This window comes from Trichococcus flocculiformis, assembly GCF_900113645.1.
GTDB classification, from domain to species: domain Bacteria; phylum Bacillota; class Bacilli; order Lactobacillales; family Aerococcaceae; genus Trichococcus; species Trichococcus flocculiformis.
In genome coordinates this window covers 1-19,056 of record NZ_FOQC01000047.1, presented here as the reverse complement: position 1 = coordinate 19,056, position 19,056 = coordinate 1, and the positions used below count along the sequence as shown (strand labels likewise).

Here is a 19,056-nt window from a genome sequence, read left to right as displayed (position 1 = left end):
CGTTGGAGACCTTCAAGCACCGCTTTGACAAGGTAAAGTTGGTTATCTTAGATGAGATGGGTTATGTGCCGTTCACCAAGGAAGGCGCCGAGTTGCTCTTCCAGCTGATCAGTGATTGGTATGAGACTAAAAGTATCATCATCACCAGCAATTTGGAGTTCAGCCAATGGAATAAGGTGTTTATCGATACACGTTTGACTGCGGCATTGGTGGACCGCTTGATTCATCACGCACACATTTTAAGCTTCACCGGAGAGAGCTTCCGGCTCAAAAACGCTCTATCAAGACCAAAATAATCAGAGAAAAATTTCAGGCGCAAAAGTGTGTACTTTTTCTTTGCAATATTGTGTAGAAAGGTCTTGCAAAACACACAGATGTTTGATAATTATTCTATACAAATTTCTCTAAATTGTTGTGTACTAGAGCAAAAATACGTGTTCACAGTCCGCCTATCACCTCCCAGATAAGGGTTCCGATGCTTTCCAACATTTCACACTCCTCCTACTTCTTATTTGTTTACATATTTAGTGTAAACTAGTTATACTGTTAATAGTAAAAATGTTAATAATACGGAACAAAAAGGTGGGGTGTTGATGCAAATCGGAGAAGTACTAGGTGACATTCGGAAGAACAAGAATCTGAAATCGAAAGATGTCTATAAAGGTATATTGAGCAGACCTGCCATTTCACGGTTTGAAAAGGGCAAGAGTGATACGACTGCTGGAAAATTTCTTCAGATCCTTGAGAATTTAAATCTGTCTTTGGAGGAATTCCATTTCCTGTATGATGGAAACAAAGCGAATACGGATACTATGATGATCAGCGCTTATTCAGAAGCCTACTACGCAAAGGATATACCAAGGTTGGCGGCTTTAGAGGAAGCGTCCAGAAATCATTTTGATGAAACTACCCAAATCAAATATTTGCACCATGCGAGCATTATCCATCTGCTGAGGTGTAACCTCAGCGAGCTGCCATTCCCGCATAAAGAGTTGGCGGTCATAAAAAACTACCTTTTTCATTGTGAGGCATGGCATTATTATGAATTGGTTTTGTTCACCAACGCCTTGGATTTCTTTCCGGAGGATGCAGTGGATGCTGTGTACGCTAGAGCCAAGGAGAAGATGACAGAGTTCAATCAGATGAAACGGTATAAAAACGAACTGTTTTCCCTCATTTCAAATATCCTGGTTTTGCAGCTGGAGAAAAATGACCTGGAGAAGAGCTTGTTTTATTACGCTGATTTGGAAAAGACCGTTTCTGCATCGGACAACAAGATGTATGAACATACCATGTTGCTGTTCTTCAAGGAATTGATTGGTATCATGCAGCAGGAAGATGCCCAAAAGCTGACGGACATCATCCGGACATTCAAGCTTCTGGATATGGAGCGCGTGGCTAACCAGTGTGAGGGCTTGCTGGAAACTGTAAGAAATAATAATGCGTGATCTGCATGTGCCCCTCAATCGGAGCATATACAAATCACGCATTATTCCATTCATTCATAACGTCCAAGCAACCACAGGAAATTTGTGCACTTCAGCTAAATCTATCCGATTTTTCTTATGAACTAAATGCCAAAATGTTGGATACTTATCCAGATTCATCTATTAGTATCTTGTGTATCCACACGAAATGTGCGAAGATACACTCGTTATGTCATAATGGAAGAGAAGTCAGAAACGAAAGGACGTTTTGAATGAAAATCGTGATTGCCGGTGGCGGGAAGGTTGGTTCCGTGCTCTGTTCAGAATTGGCTACACAAGAAAATGATATTATTTTGATCGAAAAAATGGAAATGCGTTTGGATAAGCTGATCAGCACGTATGATATCTCAGGCATAGTCGGAAATGGTGCCAGCTATGATATCCAACAGGAAGCAGGTGTCGCTGACTGCGACATTTTTATTGCAGTGACAGCACAAGATGAAGTGAATATCATGGCCAGCATCCTGGCGAAAAAACTCGGGGCAAAATATACGATTGCACGCGTACGCAACCCGGAATATTCTGGGCATTTTGACTATGTCCGTGAAAGCTTGGGCATCAATCTGATGATCAATCCCGAATTGGAGTCGGCGCGGAGCATTGCGCGTATCATCAAGTTCCCAACAGTACTGAGCATCCAATCTTTTGCGGATAACCGCGTTGAGTTGATCGAAATCGAAATTGGGTCGACTGTTTCCCTTGCAGACTTATCGCTAGCCGATTTCAGGAAAAAATTCGGTGACGTACTGGTGTGTGCTATCCGCCGGAAGAATGAAACACTGATTCCCTCTGGTCAGGACAGGCTACTTGTTGGGGACCATGCCTATATCATAGGAAACAGGGCAACAATCCGTAAATTTTATAGAACGGTCTGTCCCCAAAAAACAAAAATAAACTCCGCTCTCGTGATCGGTGGAGGAAGGCTGACCTATTACTTGCTTGATTTCCTGAAAGAATACCGGATGGATATCAAAGTCATCGAACAGAGCCGGCAGACCGCTGAGGAGCTAAGCGCAGCCTATCCAAATGTTGAAGTAATACTGGGTGACGGGACGGACCAAGATGTTCTTCAACAAGAAGGTATCGAAACGTACAACGCTTTCATTTCTTTGATTGGGGTAGATGAAGAAAATATTATCGCTTCATTATATGCTATCCAACAAAATGTGGAAAAAGTGATCACCAAAGTGAATCGGGAATTATTGCTGAAAATATTTGATTCACTAGGAATGGAAACGATCATTACGCCAAAACGTGTGATTGCCAATACGATTTTACGCTTTGTTCGTAGTCTGGGAAATTCCTCGGTGTCCGATGTCGAAGCTTTGTATCGTCTGGCGGACAATGAAGCGGAAGCGATCCAGTTCAAAGTGAAAGAAACGAGCCGGATCATCCATATCCCGTTAGTAAAATTGAATACAAAACCCAATCTGCTGATCGCATATATTATCCGCAATAAAAAACTGATCATCCCCTCCGGACAAGATGTCATTAAGCCGAATGATCGCGTTATCGTTGTCACGAAAGAAAAAAATTATGATGATATCGACGACATCGTTTATTAGGAAGGGGAATGCGGAATGAATGTATCGATCGTTCGTTATGTTGTGGCACGTCTGTTGCAGATTGAAGCCGCATTGATGATTTTCCCTCTTGCGGTGAGCTTGCTTTATCGGGAATCTTGGAACTATCTTTTCAGTTTTTTGTCCGTGATGATTTTTTTGGCGGTGCTCGGGCAACTATTAAGCTTGAAAAAGCCTGAGAATAAACGGATGACTGCCCGGGAAGGCTTCGTCATCGTCGCGATTTCCTGGATTTTGTTCTCCTTTTTCGGCAGTCTGCCTTTTGTCATTAATTCGGATATCCCTTCTTTTGTGGATGCATTTTTCGAGACGAGCAGCGGATTCACAACAACAGGTGCGAGTATTTTGGATGATGTGGAATCCTTATCCCATTCCAGCTTATTCTGGCGAAGTTTTACCCACTTGGTCGGAGGAATGGGGATTTTGGTTTTTGCCTTGGCGGTCTTGCCGCAAATCGATTCCCAATCCGTTAATATCATGAAAGCCGAAACACCCGGTCCTACTTTCGGCAAACTTGTGTCGAAATTGTCTTCTTCGGCTCGGATTTTGTATCTGATTTACCTTTCCATGACAGCCATCGTCACTATCCTGCTCTGGATTGGCGGGATGGATCTGTTTGATTCTCTGCTTCATGCTTTTGGTGTAGCTGGTACGGGAGGTTTCGGCATCAAAAATGGCAGTATCACGCCTTATGAGAATGCCTACGTTGAGTGGGTAATCGGTATAGGTATGCTTGCCTTCGGGATAAACTTCAATATGATTTATTTATTGCTGATAGGAAATATCAAGCAAGTATTCAAGAGTGAAGAGTTGAAGTGGTATTTCTTGATTGTGCTGGGTGCTGTGGGGCTGATTTGTATCAATCTGATAGGGTACTATGATTCAATTTCGAAATTGATCAGGGATGTTTTTTTCACGGTATCTTCTGTCATTACGACAACCGGATTTACGACAGCAAACTTTGGTTCCTGGCCGTTATTTTCCCAGATGGTGATTTTGTTGCTGATGTTTTTTGGGGCATGTGCGGGTTCTACGGCTGGAGGATTGAAGATTTCGCGTGTCGTTGTCTATGTTAAGATTCTGGTTGCGGAAATCAAACGTGTCGCGCAGCCGAATCGGATCGTGGTTGTTCAATATGATCAAAAGCCTTTGGGGACAAATACGAAGCACGGTGTAGCTAATTATCTGATCATCTACTCGGTAGTCTTTGCAGCAGTGTTCATGCTCATCAGTCTGGATGCGCCGGACTTTTTGTCGGCTTTCAGTGCAGTAGCGGCAACGTTCAATAATATCGGTCCTGCTTTGGGAGCAGTCGGACCGGCATACAGCTACAGCAAATTGCATGATTACTCAAAGATTTTGTTGTCTTTCACGATGCTTGCGGGGCGGTTGGAAATTTTTCCGATTTTGATCCTTTTTGCACCGCGTACATGGAAAAAATAGAAATAAGAGGCGTGGATAGCGCGGCCAACCGTGCTTGATCATGAAAAATTCAAAAAACTGATGCTGACATAAAGTCGACATCAGTTTTTTGCTGTAAGGTGTCCCGGTAAGTGCTCAGATAGAGCGGGAACTTCTTGGCGATAATGAAGCTTGGTAAGCTTGATCCACTTTCGCCAACATCTGGTAGACCGCTTCATAACTTTCGCACACATCATCCGGAACTGTGTAGTTATTCGAAACCGCGCGCAATTGGATGAACTCCTCGTTCAGGTCTGGTTTTTTTGTGTCGGCTGTTAAGGTCTTTTCGAGGATCGCGTTGAATAGCTGGTGAACATCATGGAATTCCGGGTGATTTTTTCCATGTACACGGGCTACAATCGGCACGTATTGTTCCAATGTTGGAAAGAGAGCTTCCTTCACTTCTGTAAATGTGGGTTGATTGGACATCTGAGATCCTTCTTTCTGAGTTCTGATGCTTTCATTATAATGCTGATCCGCCAAAAGATACTTGATCTGTGTCAAGAAAAAGAAAATCGATACGACGCTCTTTCGAAATTGGCTGGAATATCCTGGATAGCCAATTGATACCGCCTTCATATCATTTGGCGGTATAATGAAGTCAAAGGGTGAAGAAGTGGACTACAAGACGTTTGTTGCCATGATTGAGGAAGGGAGTGTGGAATCGGTGCTGGTGGAGGATAGCCGCATCGAATTCACGGCACTGAATGATGAAGGCGAGGAAGCTGTCTTCATAACTGGTCGAATGGAAGATCCGGCGCTAACTGAGAGACTACTGGCCACGAATGCGAAGTTTACCCAGGAAATTATCCCGGAAGAATCCCCACTGTTGAATTTCTTCCTGATTTGGATTCTGCCCATGGTGTTGTTGTATGCGTTGTGGAACTTTATGATGCGCAGGCTGCAGGGAAGAGTCGGAGGGCTCGGCGGCAGCGAAATGAAATTCGGCAAAAGCAATGTCATGGTTTATGCTGCATCTGAAACAGGAAAAACATTTGCGGACGTAGCAGGCCAGGACGAAGCGAAAGAAGCACTTTGGGAAGTGATCGATTTTCTGCACAATCCCCAAAAATACCGGGAAATCGGGGCGAAGATGCCGAAAGAGATTCTGCTTGTCGGACCTCCGGGAACCGGCAAAACGCTGCTTGCGAAAGCTGTCGCGGGAGAAGCCAAAGTTCCGTTCTTTTTGATATCGGGGTCAGAATTTATGGAGATGTTTGTCGGTGTCGGAGCAGCCAGGGTGCGAGATCTGTTCAATCAAGCCCAGGCCAAAGCCCCCTGCATCGTCTTCATTGATGAAATCGATACGATCGGCAAGAGCCGTAACCTGTCTGGAATCACCGGAAATGATGAGCGGGACCAGACGCTCAACCAATTATTGAATGAGATGGATGGTTTTTCCTCGGAAAAAGGCGTGGTGATCCTGGCGGCAACGAACAAACCTGAAGTTCTTGACAAAGCGCTGTTGAGGCCAGGGCGTTTTGACAGGCGCATTCCACTCGAACTGCCGGATATTGCCGGCAGAGAGGCGATTCTGAGGGTGCATGCAAAAACAGTCAAAATGACGGAGGATGTTGATTTGAAAGGAATCGCAAAGTATACACCCGTCAGCTCCGGAGCTGACCTTGCCAATCTGATAAATGAAGGCGCTCTCCATGCCATAAAGGAAGGACGCAGCGAGATCACTCAATCCGATTTGGAGTATGCTTTGGAAATCATTCTGGCCGGCTACCAACGGAAAAATGCGATCCTCTCGAAAGAAGATAAATTGGCGATTGCCTACCATGAAATCGGCCATGCGATTGTTGCAGCAAAACAGACCGATTCCGCACCAGTCAATAAAATCAGCATCATCCCAAGGACATCCGGGGTCCTCGGCTATACGATGCAGTCGGAAGAGACAGACCAAATACTGATGAGCCGGGAAAAATTCCTGAATAAAATCGTCACCTACATGGGCGGACGCTCTGCCGAGGAGGTCATCCTGAATACGGTCACCTCCGGGGCGGAAAATGACATAGAGGCCGCAACAGCGATTGCGAGAGCGATGGTCACACGATACGGGATGAGTGAAAAATTCGACATGATGGCTTTGGAAACGATCAATAATCCTTATCTGGGAACGGATGTAACCTCACTCGTATCGAATGAAACTTCTGCGAAAATCGATGATGAGGTTCTGCGCATCATCACATTCGCCCACGAAAAAGCCAAAGAAATCATCCGGGAGAACGTACCGAAAATGCATGAGCTTGCAAACTACCTGCTCGAAAAAGAAACCATGACCGGCGAGGAATTCATGGAAATGCTAGAGGAAAAAGATGATGGAGGCTAATGAATCGAGTTTTTACATTTTTTTGCGATTTGTGGCATAATAAACATCATAAATATGGAAAATAGATTCAGGAATTTTCAGAAAGGGGTCAGTATGAAAAATACGAAAATATTTGGAATGTCGTTTGCCAGCGTTTATCCGTTGTATATCAAGAAAGCCGAGAAAAAGGGCCGCACGAAAGAAGAAGTCGATGAAATCATTTTCTGGCTGACCGGATATGATGAGGCAACTCTGCAGCAACAGTTGGAAAACAAAGTTGATTTCGAAACTTTTTTTGCACAGGCACCCCAGTTGAACCCTAAAGTTTCGCTTATCACAGGTGTCATTTGCGGATACCGCGTCGAAGAGATCGAAGACAAGCTCATGCAAAAAATCCGTTACTTGGATAAACTCGTCGATGAGCTGGCTAAGGGGAAGGCCATGGAGAAGATACTGAGGAAATAGGTTACACGTGCAAGAAAAACATAAAATAATCAAGCAAATGGAGGAAATAGAATGGAATTCAAAAACGTTACAGTAATCAAGGAAGCAAATGTTTATTTTGATGGGAAAGTTACCAGCAGAACGGTTTTGTTCGAAAGCGGAGAGAAAAAGACACTTGGCTTCATGTTGGCAGGCGAGTACGAATTCAACACTGATGCAGAGGAAATAATGGAAGTCTTGGGTGGCGATATGTCGGTTATGTTGCCAGGTGAAGCGGAATACACGCTTTACAGCAAAGGCCAAAGCTATGTCGTTCCGGCGAACTCATCCTTCAAGATGATCGTTGAGAAGTATGTGGATTATTGCTGTTCTTACAAAAACGACTGAATCTGAAGTGCAAGTTTTTTAATAACTGCGCAACAGTGAAGGCAAATCAATTGATTTCAACAAAATAAACCAGCCGGAAAACGGAGTTCGTCTATCGAACTTCCGTTTTCCGGCTGGTTTTTTATAGTGTATAGACAGCGTTTGTTTCGGCTATCCGTTTTCAGCTATTAGACATATTCAACGATTCCGCGTTTGAGAAGCTCTTTCCTCAAAGCTTCATTTTCAGACCGCAGTCGTTTCACATCTGCTCTCAAAACAGAATCGAATTTACGGATTGTATTTATGACTAACATCACTAAGATAAAAATCAGCAATATTGAAATGATAAATTGGATTGTCAGCATAAGTTGGACCCCTCTTTCCGGATTGTTTTTTGCTACAGGAACAGGATATCAGGTCATTATGTAGCTCAGATGAAGACGCCTAATCTCCATCCAATCTACACATTCGTTCAGTATATTTAGACTATCAATTTTTGGTTATTTTACTTTGAGGAGGAAACAAAAATGAGCATGACTCATTACATGTCTTTATTAGCGTCGAACCAGCCTTGGAATCTAATCATCTTTATGGCCATCCCCGTCATATGCGCGGAGACGCTCACGATTTCGGAATTTTTCATTATTTTTGACAGGGTAAAATCAGGTGGTTTGAGGACTTTGAACAAAATCGTCGGCATTTTTGCCGGCTTCTATTTTACGGGAATATTCTTCTACCTGTTGTTTAACGCAGTGATTCCATTGACCACCACAAACGGTTGGCATACTTGGGTCGATGTTGCGGCAGTGGGCTTCTATCTGAGCGGCGACCTATTCCTTTTGCCGATCGCACTCATGGAAATTGGTGTCCTGTTCCGGAATAAAACCGATGAAGAAAAAATGAAAATCCACTTTATGCTGGTCGGCGGCTTCCTTGTCGTTGCCCATATTGCCATGATTTTCGGCATGGTGAATCCTGAAATCATCGACAGCATGGCCGTAATGCCTGGTATGACGAATTAGTCATAACCCTGTTAATTTGTATCCAAATACAAGTATATACAACAAAAAATCCGCAATCAGCTGTTAAGTGATTGCGGATTTTAAAAAATGTATTCGATTATCTGATCGACTTTAGCGATATCCTGAACAGGCAATCTATCAGCAAATTCGATTTTTCTGGCGTGAAAATCCAAAGATTTGAGTTGGGAAATGACGATTTGACCTGTGACAACCATTTCTTTCGGCAACGTATATCGAGTAGGAATGTTTTTTATTGTCGAAGTGATGGGGCAAATAACCGCAAACAAGGTGGAACGATTAAATTCGTATCTTGAGACAACCAGTCCCGGCCGACGTTTCTTGATTTCATTTCCTGAAGATGGGTCAAAATTTACCCAGACGATATCGCCTTTCTTGGGGATGTACCTATCGGAAGCGTTCATCAGAATAGTTCTCTCCCTTCAGGAGATAAATTATTCCACTCATCTTTTTCGTAAAAAGCTCCAGCTTCGGACAAAACAAAGGGATCATCAATTTTTGGAACCAATGTGATTGTCCCATCTGGTGAATAGATTACGACATATTCTTTATTGGGTTCTAATTTTTCGCCATTGTGAAGCGGCAGGGTGACAACTACGGAACTTCCTTGCAGTCTGGACTTTGTAATTAGCATGTTTCTCACCTCTTATGAATAATTATACTCGACAACACTCAGTCACGCAAAGTGCACTATCGGCACATGCTAAAAAAGTAAATTTAGGAATATAATCGATTTATGGAGTCGATGACCCTAGGGAAGTCAGCCGACAGAACAATGGAATTCAGGAGGGATACGGTGATGGATATGACGAATTATGCCATCATGACCATCATCGAACTCGAGAATAAAACATAATGTTGCGTACAATAGTATCCAGTGCCTCAAAAAAGATAGACGATACCAGAGCATCCAAGCTCTGGTATCGTCTATCTTTTTAAATCGTGATGCTGTTGATGAAGCGGGCGATCCTTGGATCGGTTGTGCTTGCGAAGAAGTCCTTGGTCGGGCCGTCGAAGCCGACTTTGCCGTCCTCCAGGAAGAGCATGCGGTCCGCTGCTTCCCGTGCGAAGTCAAGGTTGTGCGTCACGATGATCATGGATAGCTTTTCGGAAGCGAGCTCCTTCAAGACGCGTAGCACTTCCGCTTCCAACTCGGGATCAAGGGCGGAAGTGGGTTCATCGAACAGGACGAAATCCGGTTCCATAGCCAAGGCGCGCGCGATGGCGACGCGTTGTTGTTGACCGCCCGACAGTTGGTCCGGGTAATGGTCCAGTTTGTCGGCCAAGCCGACTTTGGTCAGCAGGTTTTTGGCTCTGGCCGTCGCTTCTGTTTTCGAAAGTTTCAGAACCGTAATCGGGCCTTCGATGACATTTTCCAATACCGACAGATGCGGGAAGAGGTTGAAACTCTGGAACACCATCGCCGTTTCTTTGCGGATTGCCATCATTGTTTCTTTCGAAATTTTGGAGCTGAAATCGACCTCGAGAGTGCCGTTCTTCAGGATGCCGCTTTCTGGCACTTCCAACAGGTTCAAGGTGCGGAGCAAGGTGGACTTGCCTGAACCGGATGGCCCGACGATGACGGTCGTTTCGCCAGTTTTGAAAGTTAATGAGATATCCTTGAGGGCATGAAAGTCACCGTAGGATTTTTGGATATGTTTGATTTCGATCATGTCGTCACGCCTTTTTCAGATATTTGGAAGTTCTGATTTCCAATTTGCCCTGGATCCAAGTCAACACGGTACTGATAAGGAGGTAGATCGCAGCTACTTCCATATACAGAATCAGCGGTTCATAGGTAACGGAAGCGAACTGCTGCCCGACCATCGTCATTTCAATGATCGTGATGCTGGATGCCAGCGAAGTCGATTTCACCAGAGAAATGAAGTCGTTCATGACGGCCGGCAAGGCAATCCGGACGGTCTGCGGGAAGATGATCCTTTTCAGGACCTGTCCGTGCGTCATTCCCAAGGAGTCGGCCGCTTCCCATTGCCCTCTCGGGATGGACAGGATCGCGCCACGGATGGATTCGGCCGAATAGGCGCCGCTGTTTAAGGCAAAAGTCAGGATAGCGGCGGTCCACGCATCCAAGGTGATGTTTAGCTTCGGCAAACCGAAGAAGACGATGAACAATTGGATCAAAAGCGGGGTGCCGCGGAATACCCAAACGTAGAACCAAGCCAGCCCTTTTAATATCTTGCTTTTCGAAATCCGCATGACTGCAGTAAGGACTGCCAGTACAAGGGACAAAGCAAAGGAAATCAGCGCCAAGGGGATGGTGACGGTAAATCCTGCTTCCAGAATTGGCCATAGGGCGTTTTCGATTATGGATAATGTATGCTGCAAAATTTACTCACCGTTCCTCTTTATATTAAAAAATAAAAAACTATTCAATGTCCAAAAGCGCATCACCGCAAGTGGTTCACGAGATACCAAATTGTAACACGCATCCAACGATGATGGCTAGCTTCAAGGATTAACCATCCATAAATCAGATAAATCGTACCGATTGAGCTCTAATCTGCGCAATCGGTACGATTTCGTATATGTGAGACGGAACGAGCCCGTTCAGCTTTTCTTAGTTGTTCGCGCCGACGCTGATGTCTTCGCCTAGGTATTTTTCGAAGATTGCTTTAAAAGTGCCGTCTTCTGTGCGGGCTGCGATGATTTCATTCAGTTTAGTCTGGAAATCTGTGTTTTCCTTTTGCAGGATGATGCCGACTTTATCGTTTGTAGGCAGTTTTTCATCAATCAGACGCAAAGTGGAGTCTGGATATTCTTCAAAGTAAGTCAAGAAAGTGATGTAATCATTGATCGTTCCGTCTGCACGGCCTGAAGTGATCAATTCGACTGCTTGATTGAAGCCGTCGACAGGGACGATTTCAGCACCAAGGTCGCGGGCGTTCTGTGCGTAATTGCTTGCAGTGGATTGGGCTGATTTTTTGCCGCTGTAGTCATCCAAAGTTTGAATGTCGGAGTCTGCACTGACCGCCAATTGGCCATAGGACTCGAAATAAGCATCGGTGAAGTCGTAGACCGCTTGTCGTTCTTCGGTCATGCCGACGTTGTTGATGACGATATCGTATTTATTGACGTCCAATCCGGCAATCAGGGAATCCCATTTCGTTTCGACAAAGACAGGTTCCACACCTAAATCTTCCGCAATGACTTCTGCGATTTCCACTTCGAAACCGACTAAGTCTCCGGTTTCTGTATCATGATAGCTGAACGGAGGGTAAGTGCCTTCCACACCGATGCGCAATTGTTTGTTTTCTTCGATCGTCTTCAAGACATTTGCTGTTGCGGCAGTGCTGGATGCTGTAGAGGCACTGTCCGAACTTGAGTCGGTTGTTGTTGCGCCGCAAGCCGCCAAAGCCAAGCCGGCTGTACCCACGAATAAGATTTTTGATAATAGTTTCTTCATTATATTCACTCCTGTTGTTTTTTTTGAATAGTTGCCGGTCATTCGACCGAAAAAACGCCCCACATGGTTATTGCTGGTGATGGTGGACCGTAAACCGACATTCCTTACTTTTTGTCGCTCGAAGGCATGAGGAAATCTTATCACCAGCGTATGTAAGAAGCAAATAGTTAAAAATGAACAGTATTGATAGGTAAAACCGATCACCTAAGTATTATGCATCATGAAAATCATGCCGCGATTAAGATGCTTATCGGCCCCCACGAGAATCGTGTATAATATAAGAAAAAACAAGAGATTCGCTGATCAAGAGAGCGAAATGGAACCAGGGGGAATTTGTATGGGAGATGGATTGAAAAGGTTGATCCAAGCGGCGCAACAACTGGAGGAAGCGGATCTTATCATTCAAAATGGAACCGTAGTGGATGTGTTTTCGCTTGAGACCTTTGAGGCTGACGTCGCGATCCGGGACGGTCGTATCGTCGGCATCGGTACCTACCCGAACGGAAAGCAAGTGGTGGATGCTACAGGCAAGTTCATTCTGCCGGGTTTTATCGATGGGCATATTCATATTGAATCGACAATGGTGACACCGTCGCAATTTTCACGGGCGCTCATCAAACACAGTATTACGACCGTTGTGACCGATCCTCATGAAATTGCGAACGTCGCAGGGACAATCGGAATCGACTTTATGCTCGAGGACGCCGCCAATGCCGACATGGATATTCTGATGAAGCTGCCTTCGTGTGTGCCGGCAACGCCCTTCGAGCAGAACGGCGCGACGCTGACTGCGGATGATCTCCGCCCTTATTTGACCCATCCGACCGTCATTGGCCTGGCGGAAGTGATGGATTATCCAGCTGTCTTGGATGCAGACCCGGACATGCTGGAAAAAATCCGCATGACGACAGAAGCTGGGATGATGGTCGATGGACATGCGGCCGGTTTGACTGATACTGCGCTGAATGTGTACAGCACAGCCGGAATCCGCAATGACCACGAGGCGGTGACGGCGGAAGAAGCAATGGCACGCGTACGCCGTGGCATACACGTATTGGTGCGCGAAGGTTCAGCCGCGAAAGATTTGCTGGCGTTGTTGCCGGCCATCAACGAAAAGAACAGCCGTCGTTTTTCATTCTGTACGGATGATAAGCATCTTGACGAGTTAGCCGAAGAGGGAACCATCAATTATGCCGCTCAGCTTGCGATCCAACAGGGCTTAGATCCGCTTATCGCGATCCAGATGGCTACGCTCAACAATGCGGTGTGTCACGGTATCCAGGACAAAGGCGCCATCGCACCAGGTTATGTTGCGGACATCTTGATTACGGACAGTTTAGAGAGGCTGAGCCCGGAAACGATCATCAAAGACGGGCGCGTGCTGAATTTGGATGAGCTGAGAAATGTCCATGCTGTTGTCCCGCAAGCTGTACGATCATCGCTTCATTTAAAGAAAGTAACAAAAGTCGACTTGCAGATTCCACTCTTGGAAGGCCAAAAAGCTTGGGTTATCGGCATTGTGCCGGGAAGCATCATTACACAGAAAAACGCAAGGGATGTGCAGACGGAAGACGGATTTTTTGTTGCGGATCCGCAAAATGACCAACTGAAGATAGTTGTGTGCGAGCGCCATCACCAAACCGGCAGCATCGGTGCTGGCATCGTCAGTGGTTTAGGTCTGAAACGGGGCGCAATCGCTTCGACAGTAGCCCATGATTCGCATAATCTGGTCGTGGCCGGAACCAACGATGAAGACATGCTGCTGGCGATCGAGGAAGCGGAACGGATGCAAGGCGGACTCGTCATCGTAGATGGCGGCAAAGTATTGGCTTCAGTCCCGCTGCGGGTCGGAGGTATTATGTCGGAAAAACCGTATGAAGAAGTGATCAAGGAATTGCATCAGTTGCACGGGCAGTTGGCTACGCTGGCGGAGGAAGGACAGAACATTTTCATGATTCTTTCGTTTCTGTGTCTCCCGGTCATTCCGCGGCTGAAATTGACGGATAAAGGATTGTTTGATGTGGATTCCTTCCAGCATATCGAAGTGGGGATTCCGATGTAAGGTCACTTACTTCAGTGCGGTCCGGAAAGGCGGTGGTCCTTTATGGCGATTTCATTTGGTGCATTCATTCAGTTGCTGCTGACGAGCCCGGCTATTGCGGTGACGGTGATCTTGACGTTGGGCGTGGTTTTGGTGAACGGGTGGACGGATGCGCCGAACGCCATCGCCACCTGCGTTTCGACACGAAGTATGACCCCGCGCAATGCCATCTTGATGGCGGCAGTGTTCAATTTTTTTGGTGTCTTTGCGATGACCGCAGTCAATGCGAAAGTTGCCCAGACGATGGCGAAGATGGTTGATTTTGGCGGAAATACGGAAGATGCGGTCGTGGCGCTGTGTGCGGCGCTCTTTGCGATTGTGGTATGGGCCACTGCCGCTTGGTATTTTGGCATTCCGACAAGTGAAAGCCATGCCTTGATTGCTGGGGTGTCTGGGGCTGCGATTGCGTTGCAAGGCGGTATCGATGGAATCAATGGTGCGGAATGGATTAAGGTTCTGTATGGATTGCTGCTTTCCACCGTTCTTGGGTTGTCTCTGGGCTTTCTGGTCGTGAAGCTTGTCGGCGCGCTGTTCAAAGACATCGAGCGGCAAAGCACGACCATATTCTTCCGCAACAGCCAAATCGCCGGTGCGGCAGCGATGGCCTTCATGCATGGGGCCCAGGACGGCCAGAAGTTCATCGGGATTTTCTTGTTGGGCATCGCTTTGGCGCAAGGGAATGCCACGACTGATTTCATGATTCCTGTCTGGCTGATGCTGTTGTGTTCCACCGTCATGGCCTTGGGAACGGCAATTGGTGGCGGGAAAATCATCAAGACGGTAGGGGTCAATATGGTGAAGCTGGAGACCTATCAAGGATTCAGCGCTGATTTTGCCGGGGCCTTGAGCCTCTTGACGGCTTCCCTGTTTGGGCTGCCGGTGAGCACGACCCACACGAAGACGACTGCCATCATGGGAGTAGGCGCAGGCAGGCATCTGTCGAGCGTAAACTGGCTGACGGTCAAGGAAATGGTTTATACGTGGGTGTTGACCTTTCCAGGTTGCGGCCTTGTCGGTTATCTGATGGCAAAGCTGTTCATTCAGATATTCTAGGGGGAGCCGATTATGTTCAAAAAGAAGACGGAAAAGTTGGATTATTTCGATGAGTTCATCAAGCTTGCTGAATGGGGCGTCCAATCGGCGGAATTCCTGAAGCAGGTTTTGGCGGAATATCCGGTCGCTGACCTTAGCCAAAAGTTGGACGAGATGCATGAAATCGAACACAATGCCGACCTCGCGAAATACAGACTGATGCGCTATATGTACAACGATCTGTTGCCGCCTTTCGACAGGCAGGATATGATTGCGCTGGTCACCAGTCTGGACCATGCCATTGACATGATTGAGGATGTCATGATCCATATTGAGATTTATCAACCGCAGCACATCACCCCGGAAATCAATCAATTCCTGGATCTGGTCGAAAAATCCGCAGAAGAATTGCTAACGGCGGTGCGGCTACTGAAAACCTACAAAAAGTCACAAAAAGAGATTCATGCAGTCATCGACCGGATCAATGCCTGTGAGAAGGAAGGCGATCTGCTCTACATCCAATCCATGCGCGAACTCTATCAGAGCGATGCGGATACCGTCAGCATCGTCATCCTGGGGAAAATCTATGAATCATTGGAGGATTGCTGCGACGCCTTCAAGGACGTGACCAAATTCGTGGAAGAGATTGCGTTGAAGTACGCTTGATCTGTGGTGGTTGTCCGATAATGTGGAAGAATCGGATAAGTAGAGTGAGTTAGTCTTGCTGGTTGTCCGATAATGTAGAAGAATCGGACAATCAAAGCGAGTCAGTAGCAGGAATGTCCGCCATAACTGTTTTAAAGGGTTATTTCTGAGCGTGAAATCAAGTCCCATACAAAAATTAATAGGGCGGCATCAAAACCAGAATAGTCCTTTCTGGTTTTGATGCCGCCTTATTTAGCTATATGGTCAAAAAGATGCCATCAACTATAATCTGTTGTCCATGTACCGAAATTATTGGTCTAAGGATGGATCCAGTTCTCCAGTGGAATAACGGATATGTCCGTCCCAGTTTCTTGCATGCATACTGATGCCGTTCATGTGATGGACGTCTTCCGTGTGGTGACGGAGATGAGTGGCATGGCTACGTACATACTGACCGTGATTTTCATATGTCACCGTATCCATCATCGCTGCATCTACGGGAGTTGCGACAGCAAAGGTGGTCAAGGCAGTAAAAGAAATCAGGCCAATCATCAAATATTTTTTCTTCATGAATAAGTTCTTCCTTCCTATGTATACTGACTATAGTTTATGCGGCTGTTTCAGTCTTGTTGATCGGACAAAAGAAATGATTAGCAACGCGGGATCACTTGATCCTTCTTCAGTATACTAAGGAAGTGTGTAGAACAGATGTAGTTAAAAAATCAAATATATGGATTCGCGATTAGTTGAATTTTGCGCAAGGGTATGACATAATATATTTGAAAATTAAATAACTTCTTTATCAAGAGAGATCGAGGGACTGGCCCGATGACATCTCAGCAACCGACCAATGCGCGAGCGCAAGGGCACGGTGCTAAATCCTGCAGAGCAATCTGAGAGATAAGAAGAGCAAAGCGACATTCCCGACTCTTCTTGTTAAAAGAAGGGTTTTTTGTTTTCAAAAAAACAATTTGGAGGGAAACACGATGACAATGACAAAGGAACAATTCGAGCGCTGCGAAAGAATGGAAGCGGCAGGCGGCCCAAAAAGCCAATCCGAGGCCATGCTCTATCATCAGTACAAGCAGCAAAAACAACAACTGGAGGATGCAAGACAGCTCGGAAAGGAACAGTTCCAGAGTGACATACTCGAAAAATTATTGGAAGTGCAGCAGCTTGAACGCAGCATCGAAAAGCTGCAAGGACAGCTTCAGAACGAGAGGATTACCTTGGAAAACATGACTGGAACGCTAATGTTGTTGGGGGACGAAATGTAGAGGGACCGACCGGAGATATGCCAAGCAGACTTTTCGGCATATTTGGCAACTTATAATCATTTTTATGGAGGAGTCGAACGGATGAATCATATTTCTCGCGGGGCACCGGCTAAATATGCCCATTTTCCTAATATCGAAAAAATTGGTCATTCAGAGAGAGTTTCTTGCGGTACCTGCGCATTTTACGACCGGAGTGATCGATCCTGCAAGAAGCAGCCTGTCTTTGTTCCGGAGATCGGCTATAACTATTGGAAATATTGCAAGCATTTCCAGCTAGATAGAGAGTATGCCTCCCAAAGTAATCTATCCTTTGTGGAAAGAAACTGGATGGGTGCAGCAAAAAAGAAGAACAATAACAAAAAGAAAAATGAAAAATCACCGAAAGAAGCAGCACCTCAAAAGAGCAAAGAGCCTCCCAAAAAATCAGAATGGTTGGACTGGAAGATTTCTGTGTATGACTATGAGGATAAGGAAACGTACAGTTACAGGGTTGTCCAATCACCGAACAGCAACTTAGATAAACACCAAGTCAGCAAAGATTCCGTTCTTCTCCAAGAAGCGAAAAAAGTGCAACCCGGAACAGATTTCAAAGTGAATGGTTTCAGGTACAAGCTGATCAGTAAGAAGAAATGCTAAGCATGTTCGGAATGAGATTCAAGGAACGACATATTTTTGATTCACTCAAAAGGAGGAATGGACATGGAACTGAAGATGAAGCGTATCTACGAATCTCCTGAGGAAACAGATGGCTTCAGGATCTTGGTTGATCGGTTGTGGCCGCGTGGAGTCAAGAAGGAGGCCGCGCAGTTGGATGCATGGCTGAAGGATAGCGCACCGTCGCCGGATTTGCGCAAATGGTTCGCCCACGATCCCGATAAATTCGCCGCCTTCAAGGAACGGTATGAAGAGGAACTATTGACGAACCCGCCGACCGCTGCTGCCGTAGCGGAAATCCTAAAGCAGTTGGAAGAGACGGATGTCACTCTGGTCTATGCCGCGCGGGACCCGGAAATCAATCATGTCGTTGTGCTGCGGGATTTTGTGGAGAGTCAGCGGAAATAGCACCGAAAAGTAGATAATGCCTTTCCCAGATGCCTCCTCTGTTAAACCGTAGCAAGAAAATCTTGTAAAAACAAAGCAAGCAGCCTGCGATAAGGAATCCTAGGATGCTTGCTTTTCATTCTGATTTAAGTTTCTGCGCATAAATTTCTCCAAAAGAAATAGCCAAAGTTACCCAAACTCCGATATTGTCTAAACCTATGCCTGAAGCAGAATTTCCGCCTAGAGCGGTCAATAAAATCAACACAGAGAACAGATAGAATAATGAAAATATCTGTCCATTTATATTTTCCGCATTCTTGGGACGCCGGAAACGTTCGAACAATATGGACACAAGATACAAGCTTAATATGATTCCCGCATTCAATTCTATTGGAATCCAATCGGATAAGAACGAATCAGGGAAATAGTCATAAATCATCAAAAGTGTTAATGGGACGTAAAAAATAAGATGGTAAATTGTAAAATGAAATGCATAAGGAAATAAACGAAAAAATCATGTAGATACGATATACTTGTTAGCGACCAAACCAAAAGTATAAGGGGTATCTACATGACTAATAATAATTGTATCATAGAAAACCGCACCTTCACACACCTTACTGATATTCAACGGGGAAAGCTGGAACAGATGGCTAAAATCGGCACCTATAAACAAGCGGAGATGGCGCGTGAATTAGGAGTCAGCCAATCGACTGTTTCTCGTGAGTTGAAACGCGGCAGAACGCGCCAACTTGACTATCAACACAATTATTACGAGCAGTATATTGCCGCCTCAGGCGCACGGGTTTATAAAGAAAATCGTGAGAACTCGCATGCGCGG

The 19,056-nt window shown here is 45.6% G+C and carries 22 protein-coding genes and 1 riboswitch; of the genes, 15 read left to right on the top strand and 7 right to left on the bottom strand.

The features are described 5' to 3' along the window. The 4 genes from BMZ71_RS12020 to BMZ71_RS12005 form a co-directional block, all read left to right on the top strand. A partial coding sequence (locus tag BMZ71_RS12020) for an ATP-binding protein (RefSeq protein WP_177187610.1) occupies nt 1-296 on the top strand: 296 nt, incomplete at its 5' end. 297 nt (nt 297-593) lie between these two features. Beyond that, on the top strand, nt 594-1,448 hold the full coding sequence (locus BMZ71_RS12015) for an Rgg/GadR/MutR family transcriptional regulator (RefSeq protein ID WP_086989140.1): 855 nt from the start codon (nt 594-596) through the stop codon (nt 1,446-1,448). 251 nt (nt 1,449-1,699) lie between these two features. After that, entirely contained in the window at nt 1,700-3,052 is a 1,353-nt protein-coding gene (trkA, locus tag BMZ71_RS12010; protein WP_086989141.1) for a Trk system potassium transporter TrkA, read from the top strand. 15 nt (nt 3,053-3,067) lie between these two features. Then, entirely contained in the window at nt 3,068-4,513 is a 1,446-nt protein-coding gene (locus BMZ71_RS12005; protein WP_086989142.1) for a TrkH family potassium uptake protein, read from the top strand. Nucleotides 4,514-4,627: 114 nt separating this feature from the next. On the opposite strand, the gene BMZ71_RS12000 is transcribed toward BMZ71_RS12005, so the two are convergent. Then, nucleotides 4,628-4,960: an iron-sulfur cluster repair di-iron protein, ric gene (locus tag BMZ71_RS12000; RefSeq protein ID WP_068562297.1), complete on the bottom strand. Its 333-nt coding sequence runs from the start codon at nt 4,958-4,960 to the stop codon at nt 4,628-4,630. Nucleotides 4,961-5,093: 133 nt separating this feature from the next. Here BMZ71_RS12000 and ftsH point away from each other — a divergent pair, with 133 nt between their 5' ends. The 4 genes from ftsH (at nt 5,094) to BMZ71_RS11980 (ending at nt 8,677) form a co-directional block, all read left to right on the top strand. Next, on the top strand, nt 5,094-6,866 hold the full coding sequence (gene ftsH / locus BMZ71_RS11995) for an ATP-dependent zinc metalloprotease FtsH (RefSeq protein WP_342725143.1): 1,773 nt from the start codon (nt 5,094-5,096) through the stop codon (nt 6,864-6,866). A 93-nt stretch (nt 6,867-6,959) separates the two neighbouring features. Next, on the top strand, nt 6,960-7,310 hold the full coding sequence (locus BMZ71_RS11990; RefSeq protein WP_086989144.1) for a DUF2200 domain-containing protein: 351 nt from the start codon (nt 6,960-6,962) through the stop codon (nt 7,308-7,310). Between the two features lie 51 nt (nt 7,311-7,361). Beyond that, the gene (gene ppnP, locus BMZ71_RS11985; RefSeq protein ID WP_068562294.1) at nt 7,362-7,676 is read left to right on the top strand and encodes a pyrimidine/purine nucleoside phosphorylase; all 315 of its coding nucleotides are present in this window, start codon (nt 7,362-7,364) and stop codon (nt 7,674-7,676) included. 506 nt (nt 7,677-8,182) lie between these two features. After that, nucleotides 8,183-8,677 (top strand): DUF6803 family protein, encoded by a 495-nt coding sequence (locus BMZ71_RS11980; protein ID WP_086989145.1) that lies wholly within the window; start codon nt 8,183-8,185, stop codon nt 8,675-8,677. Nucleotides 8,678-8,757: 80 nt separating this feature from the next. Here BMZ71_RS11980 and BMZ71_RS11975 read toward each other — a convergent pair whose 3' ends face one another. The 5 genes from BMZ71_RS11975 to BMZ71_RS11955 all read right to left on the bottom strand — a co-directional run bounded on the left by BMZ71_RS11975 (nt 8,758) and on the right by BMZ71_RS11955 (nt 12,119). Then, nucleotides 8,758-9,099, bottom strand: a complete 342-nt coding sequence (locus tag BMZ71_RS11975; protein ID WP_068562293.1) for a type II toxin-antitoxin system PemK/MazF family toxin — start codon at nt 9,097-9,099, stop codon at nt 8,758-8,760. Next, complete coding sequence (gene mazE / locus BMZ71_RS11970; protein WP_068562292.1) at nt 9,099-9,329, bottom strand: type II toxin-antitoxin system PemI/MazE family antitoxin; 231 nt, start codon at nt 9,327-9,329, stop codon at nt 9,099-9,101. Before mazE ends, BMZ71_RS11975 begins: the two co-directional genes overlap by 1 nt. A 301-nt stretch (nt 9,330-9,630) precedes the next feature. After that, complete coding sequence (locus BMZ71_RS11965) at nt 9,631-10,368, bottom strand: amino acid ABC transporter ATP-binding protein (protein ID WP_086989146.1); 738 nt, start codon at nt 10,366-10,368, stop codon at nt 9,631-9,633. A gap of 4 nt (nt 10,369-10,372) precedes the next feature. Then, the gene (locus tag BMZ71_RS11960; RefSeq protein WP_086989147.1) at nt 10,373-11,041 is read right to left on the bottom strand and encodes an amino acid ABC transporter permease; all 669 of its coding nucleotides are present in this window, start codon (nt 11,039-11,041) and stop codon (nt 10,373-10,375) included. 232 nt (nt 11,042-11,273) lie between these two features. After that, nucleotides 11,274-12,119: a transporter substrate-binding domain-containing protein gene (locus BMZ71_RS11955; protein WP_086989148.1), complete on the bottom strand. Its 846-nt coding sequence runs from the start codon at nt 12,117-12,119 to the stop codon at nt 11,274-11,276. 220 nt (nt 12,120-12,339) lie between these two features. Between BMZ71_RS11955 and ade the strand changes: the two genes are divergently transcribed. The 3 genes from ade to BMZ71_RS11940 are packed head-to-tail and all read left to right on the top strand — an operon-like array spanning nt 12,340 to nt 15,918. After that, complete coding sequence (gene ade, locus BMZ71_RS11950) at nt 12,340-14,181, top strand: adenine deaminase (protein WP_342725135.1); 1,842 nt, start codon at nt 12,340-12,342, stop codon at nt 14,179-14,181. A 42-nt stretch (nt 14,182-14,223) separates the two neighbouring features. After that, the gene (locus tag BMZ71_RS11945) at nt 14,224-15,273 is read left to right on the top strand and encodes an inorganic phosphate transporter (protein WP_086989149.1); all 1,050 of its coding nucleotides are present in this window, start codon (nt 14,224-14,226) and stop codon (nt 15,271-15,273) included. 12 nt (nt 15,274-15,285) lie between these two features. Next, nucleotides 15,286-15,918 carry a DUF47 domain-containing protein gene (locus tag BMZ71_RS11940; protein ID WP_086989150.1) on the top strand — a complete coding sequence of 211 codons (633 nt, stop codon included), beginning with the start codon at nt 15,286-15,288 and terminating at the stop codon, nt 15,916-15,918. Between the two features lie 288 nt (nt 15,919-16,206). Here BMZ71_RS11940 and BMZ71_RS11935 read toward each other — a convergent pair whose 3' ends face one another. Then, complete coding sequence (locus tag BMZ71_RS11935; RefSeq protein ID WP_086989151.1) at nt 16,207-16,467, bottom strand: hypothetical protein; 261 nt, start codon at nt 16,465-16,467, stop codon at nt 16,207-16,209. A gap of 226 nt (nt 16,468-16,693) precedes the next feature. Next, nucleotides 16,694-16,804: riboswitch (SAM riboswitch) on the top strand. Nucleotides 16,805-16,883: 79 nt separating this feature from the next. Between BMZ71_RS11935 and BMZ71_RS11930 the strand changes: the two genes are divergently transcribed. The 4 genes from BMZ71_RS11930 to BMZ71_RS11915 form a co-directional block, all read left to right on the top strand. Beyond that, entirely contained in the window at nt 16,884-17,174 is a 291-nt protein-coding gene (locus BMZ71_RS11930) for a hypothetical protein (protein ID WP_086989152.1), read from the top strand. Nucleotides 17,175-17,255: 81 nt separating this feature from the next. Continuing rightward, nucleotides 17,256-17,810 (top strand): hypothetical protein, encoded by a 555-nt coding sequence (locus tag BMZ71_RS11925; RefSeq protein ID WP_086989153.1) that lies wholly within the window; start codon nt 17,256-17,258, stop codon nt 17,808-17,810. A gap of 63 nt (nt 17,811-17,873) precedes the next feature. Beyond that, nucleotides 17,874-18,236, top strand: a complete 363-nt coding sequence (locus BMZ71_RS11920) for a DUF488 domain-containing protein (RefSeq protein WP_086989154.1) — start codon at nt 17,874-17,876, stop codon at nt 18,234-18,236. Between the two features lie 550 nt (nt 18,237-18,786). Next, nucleotides 18,787-19,056, top strand: a 270-nt coding sequence (locus tag BMZ71_RS11915) for a helix-turn-helix domain-containing protein (protein WP_143071438.1), incomplete at its 3' end; no start/stop codon positions are given.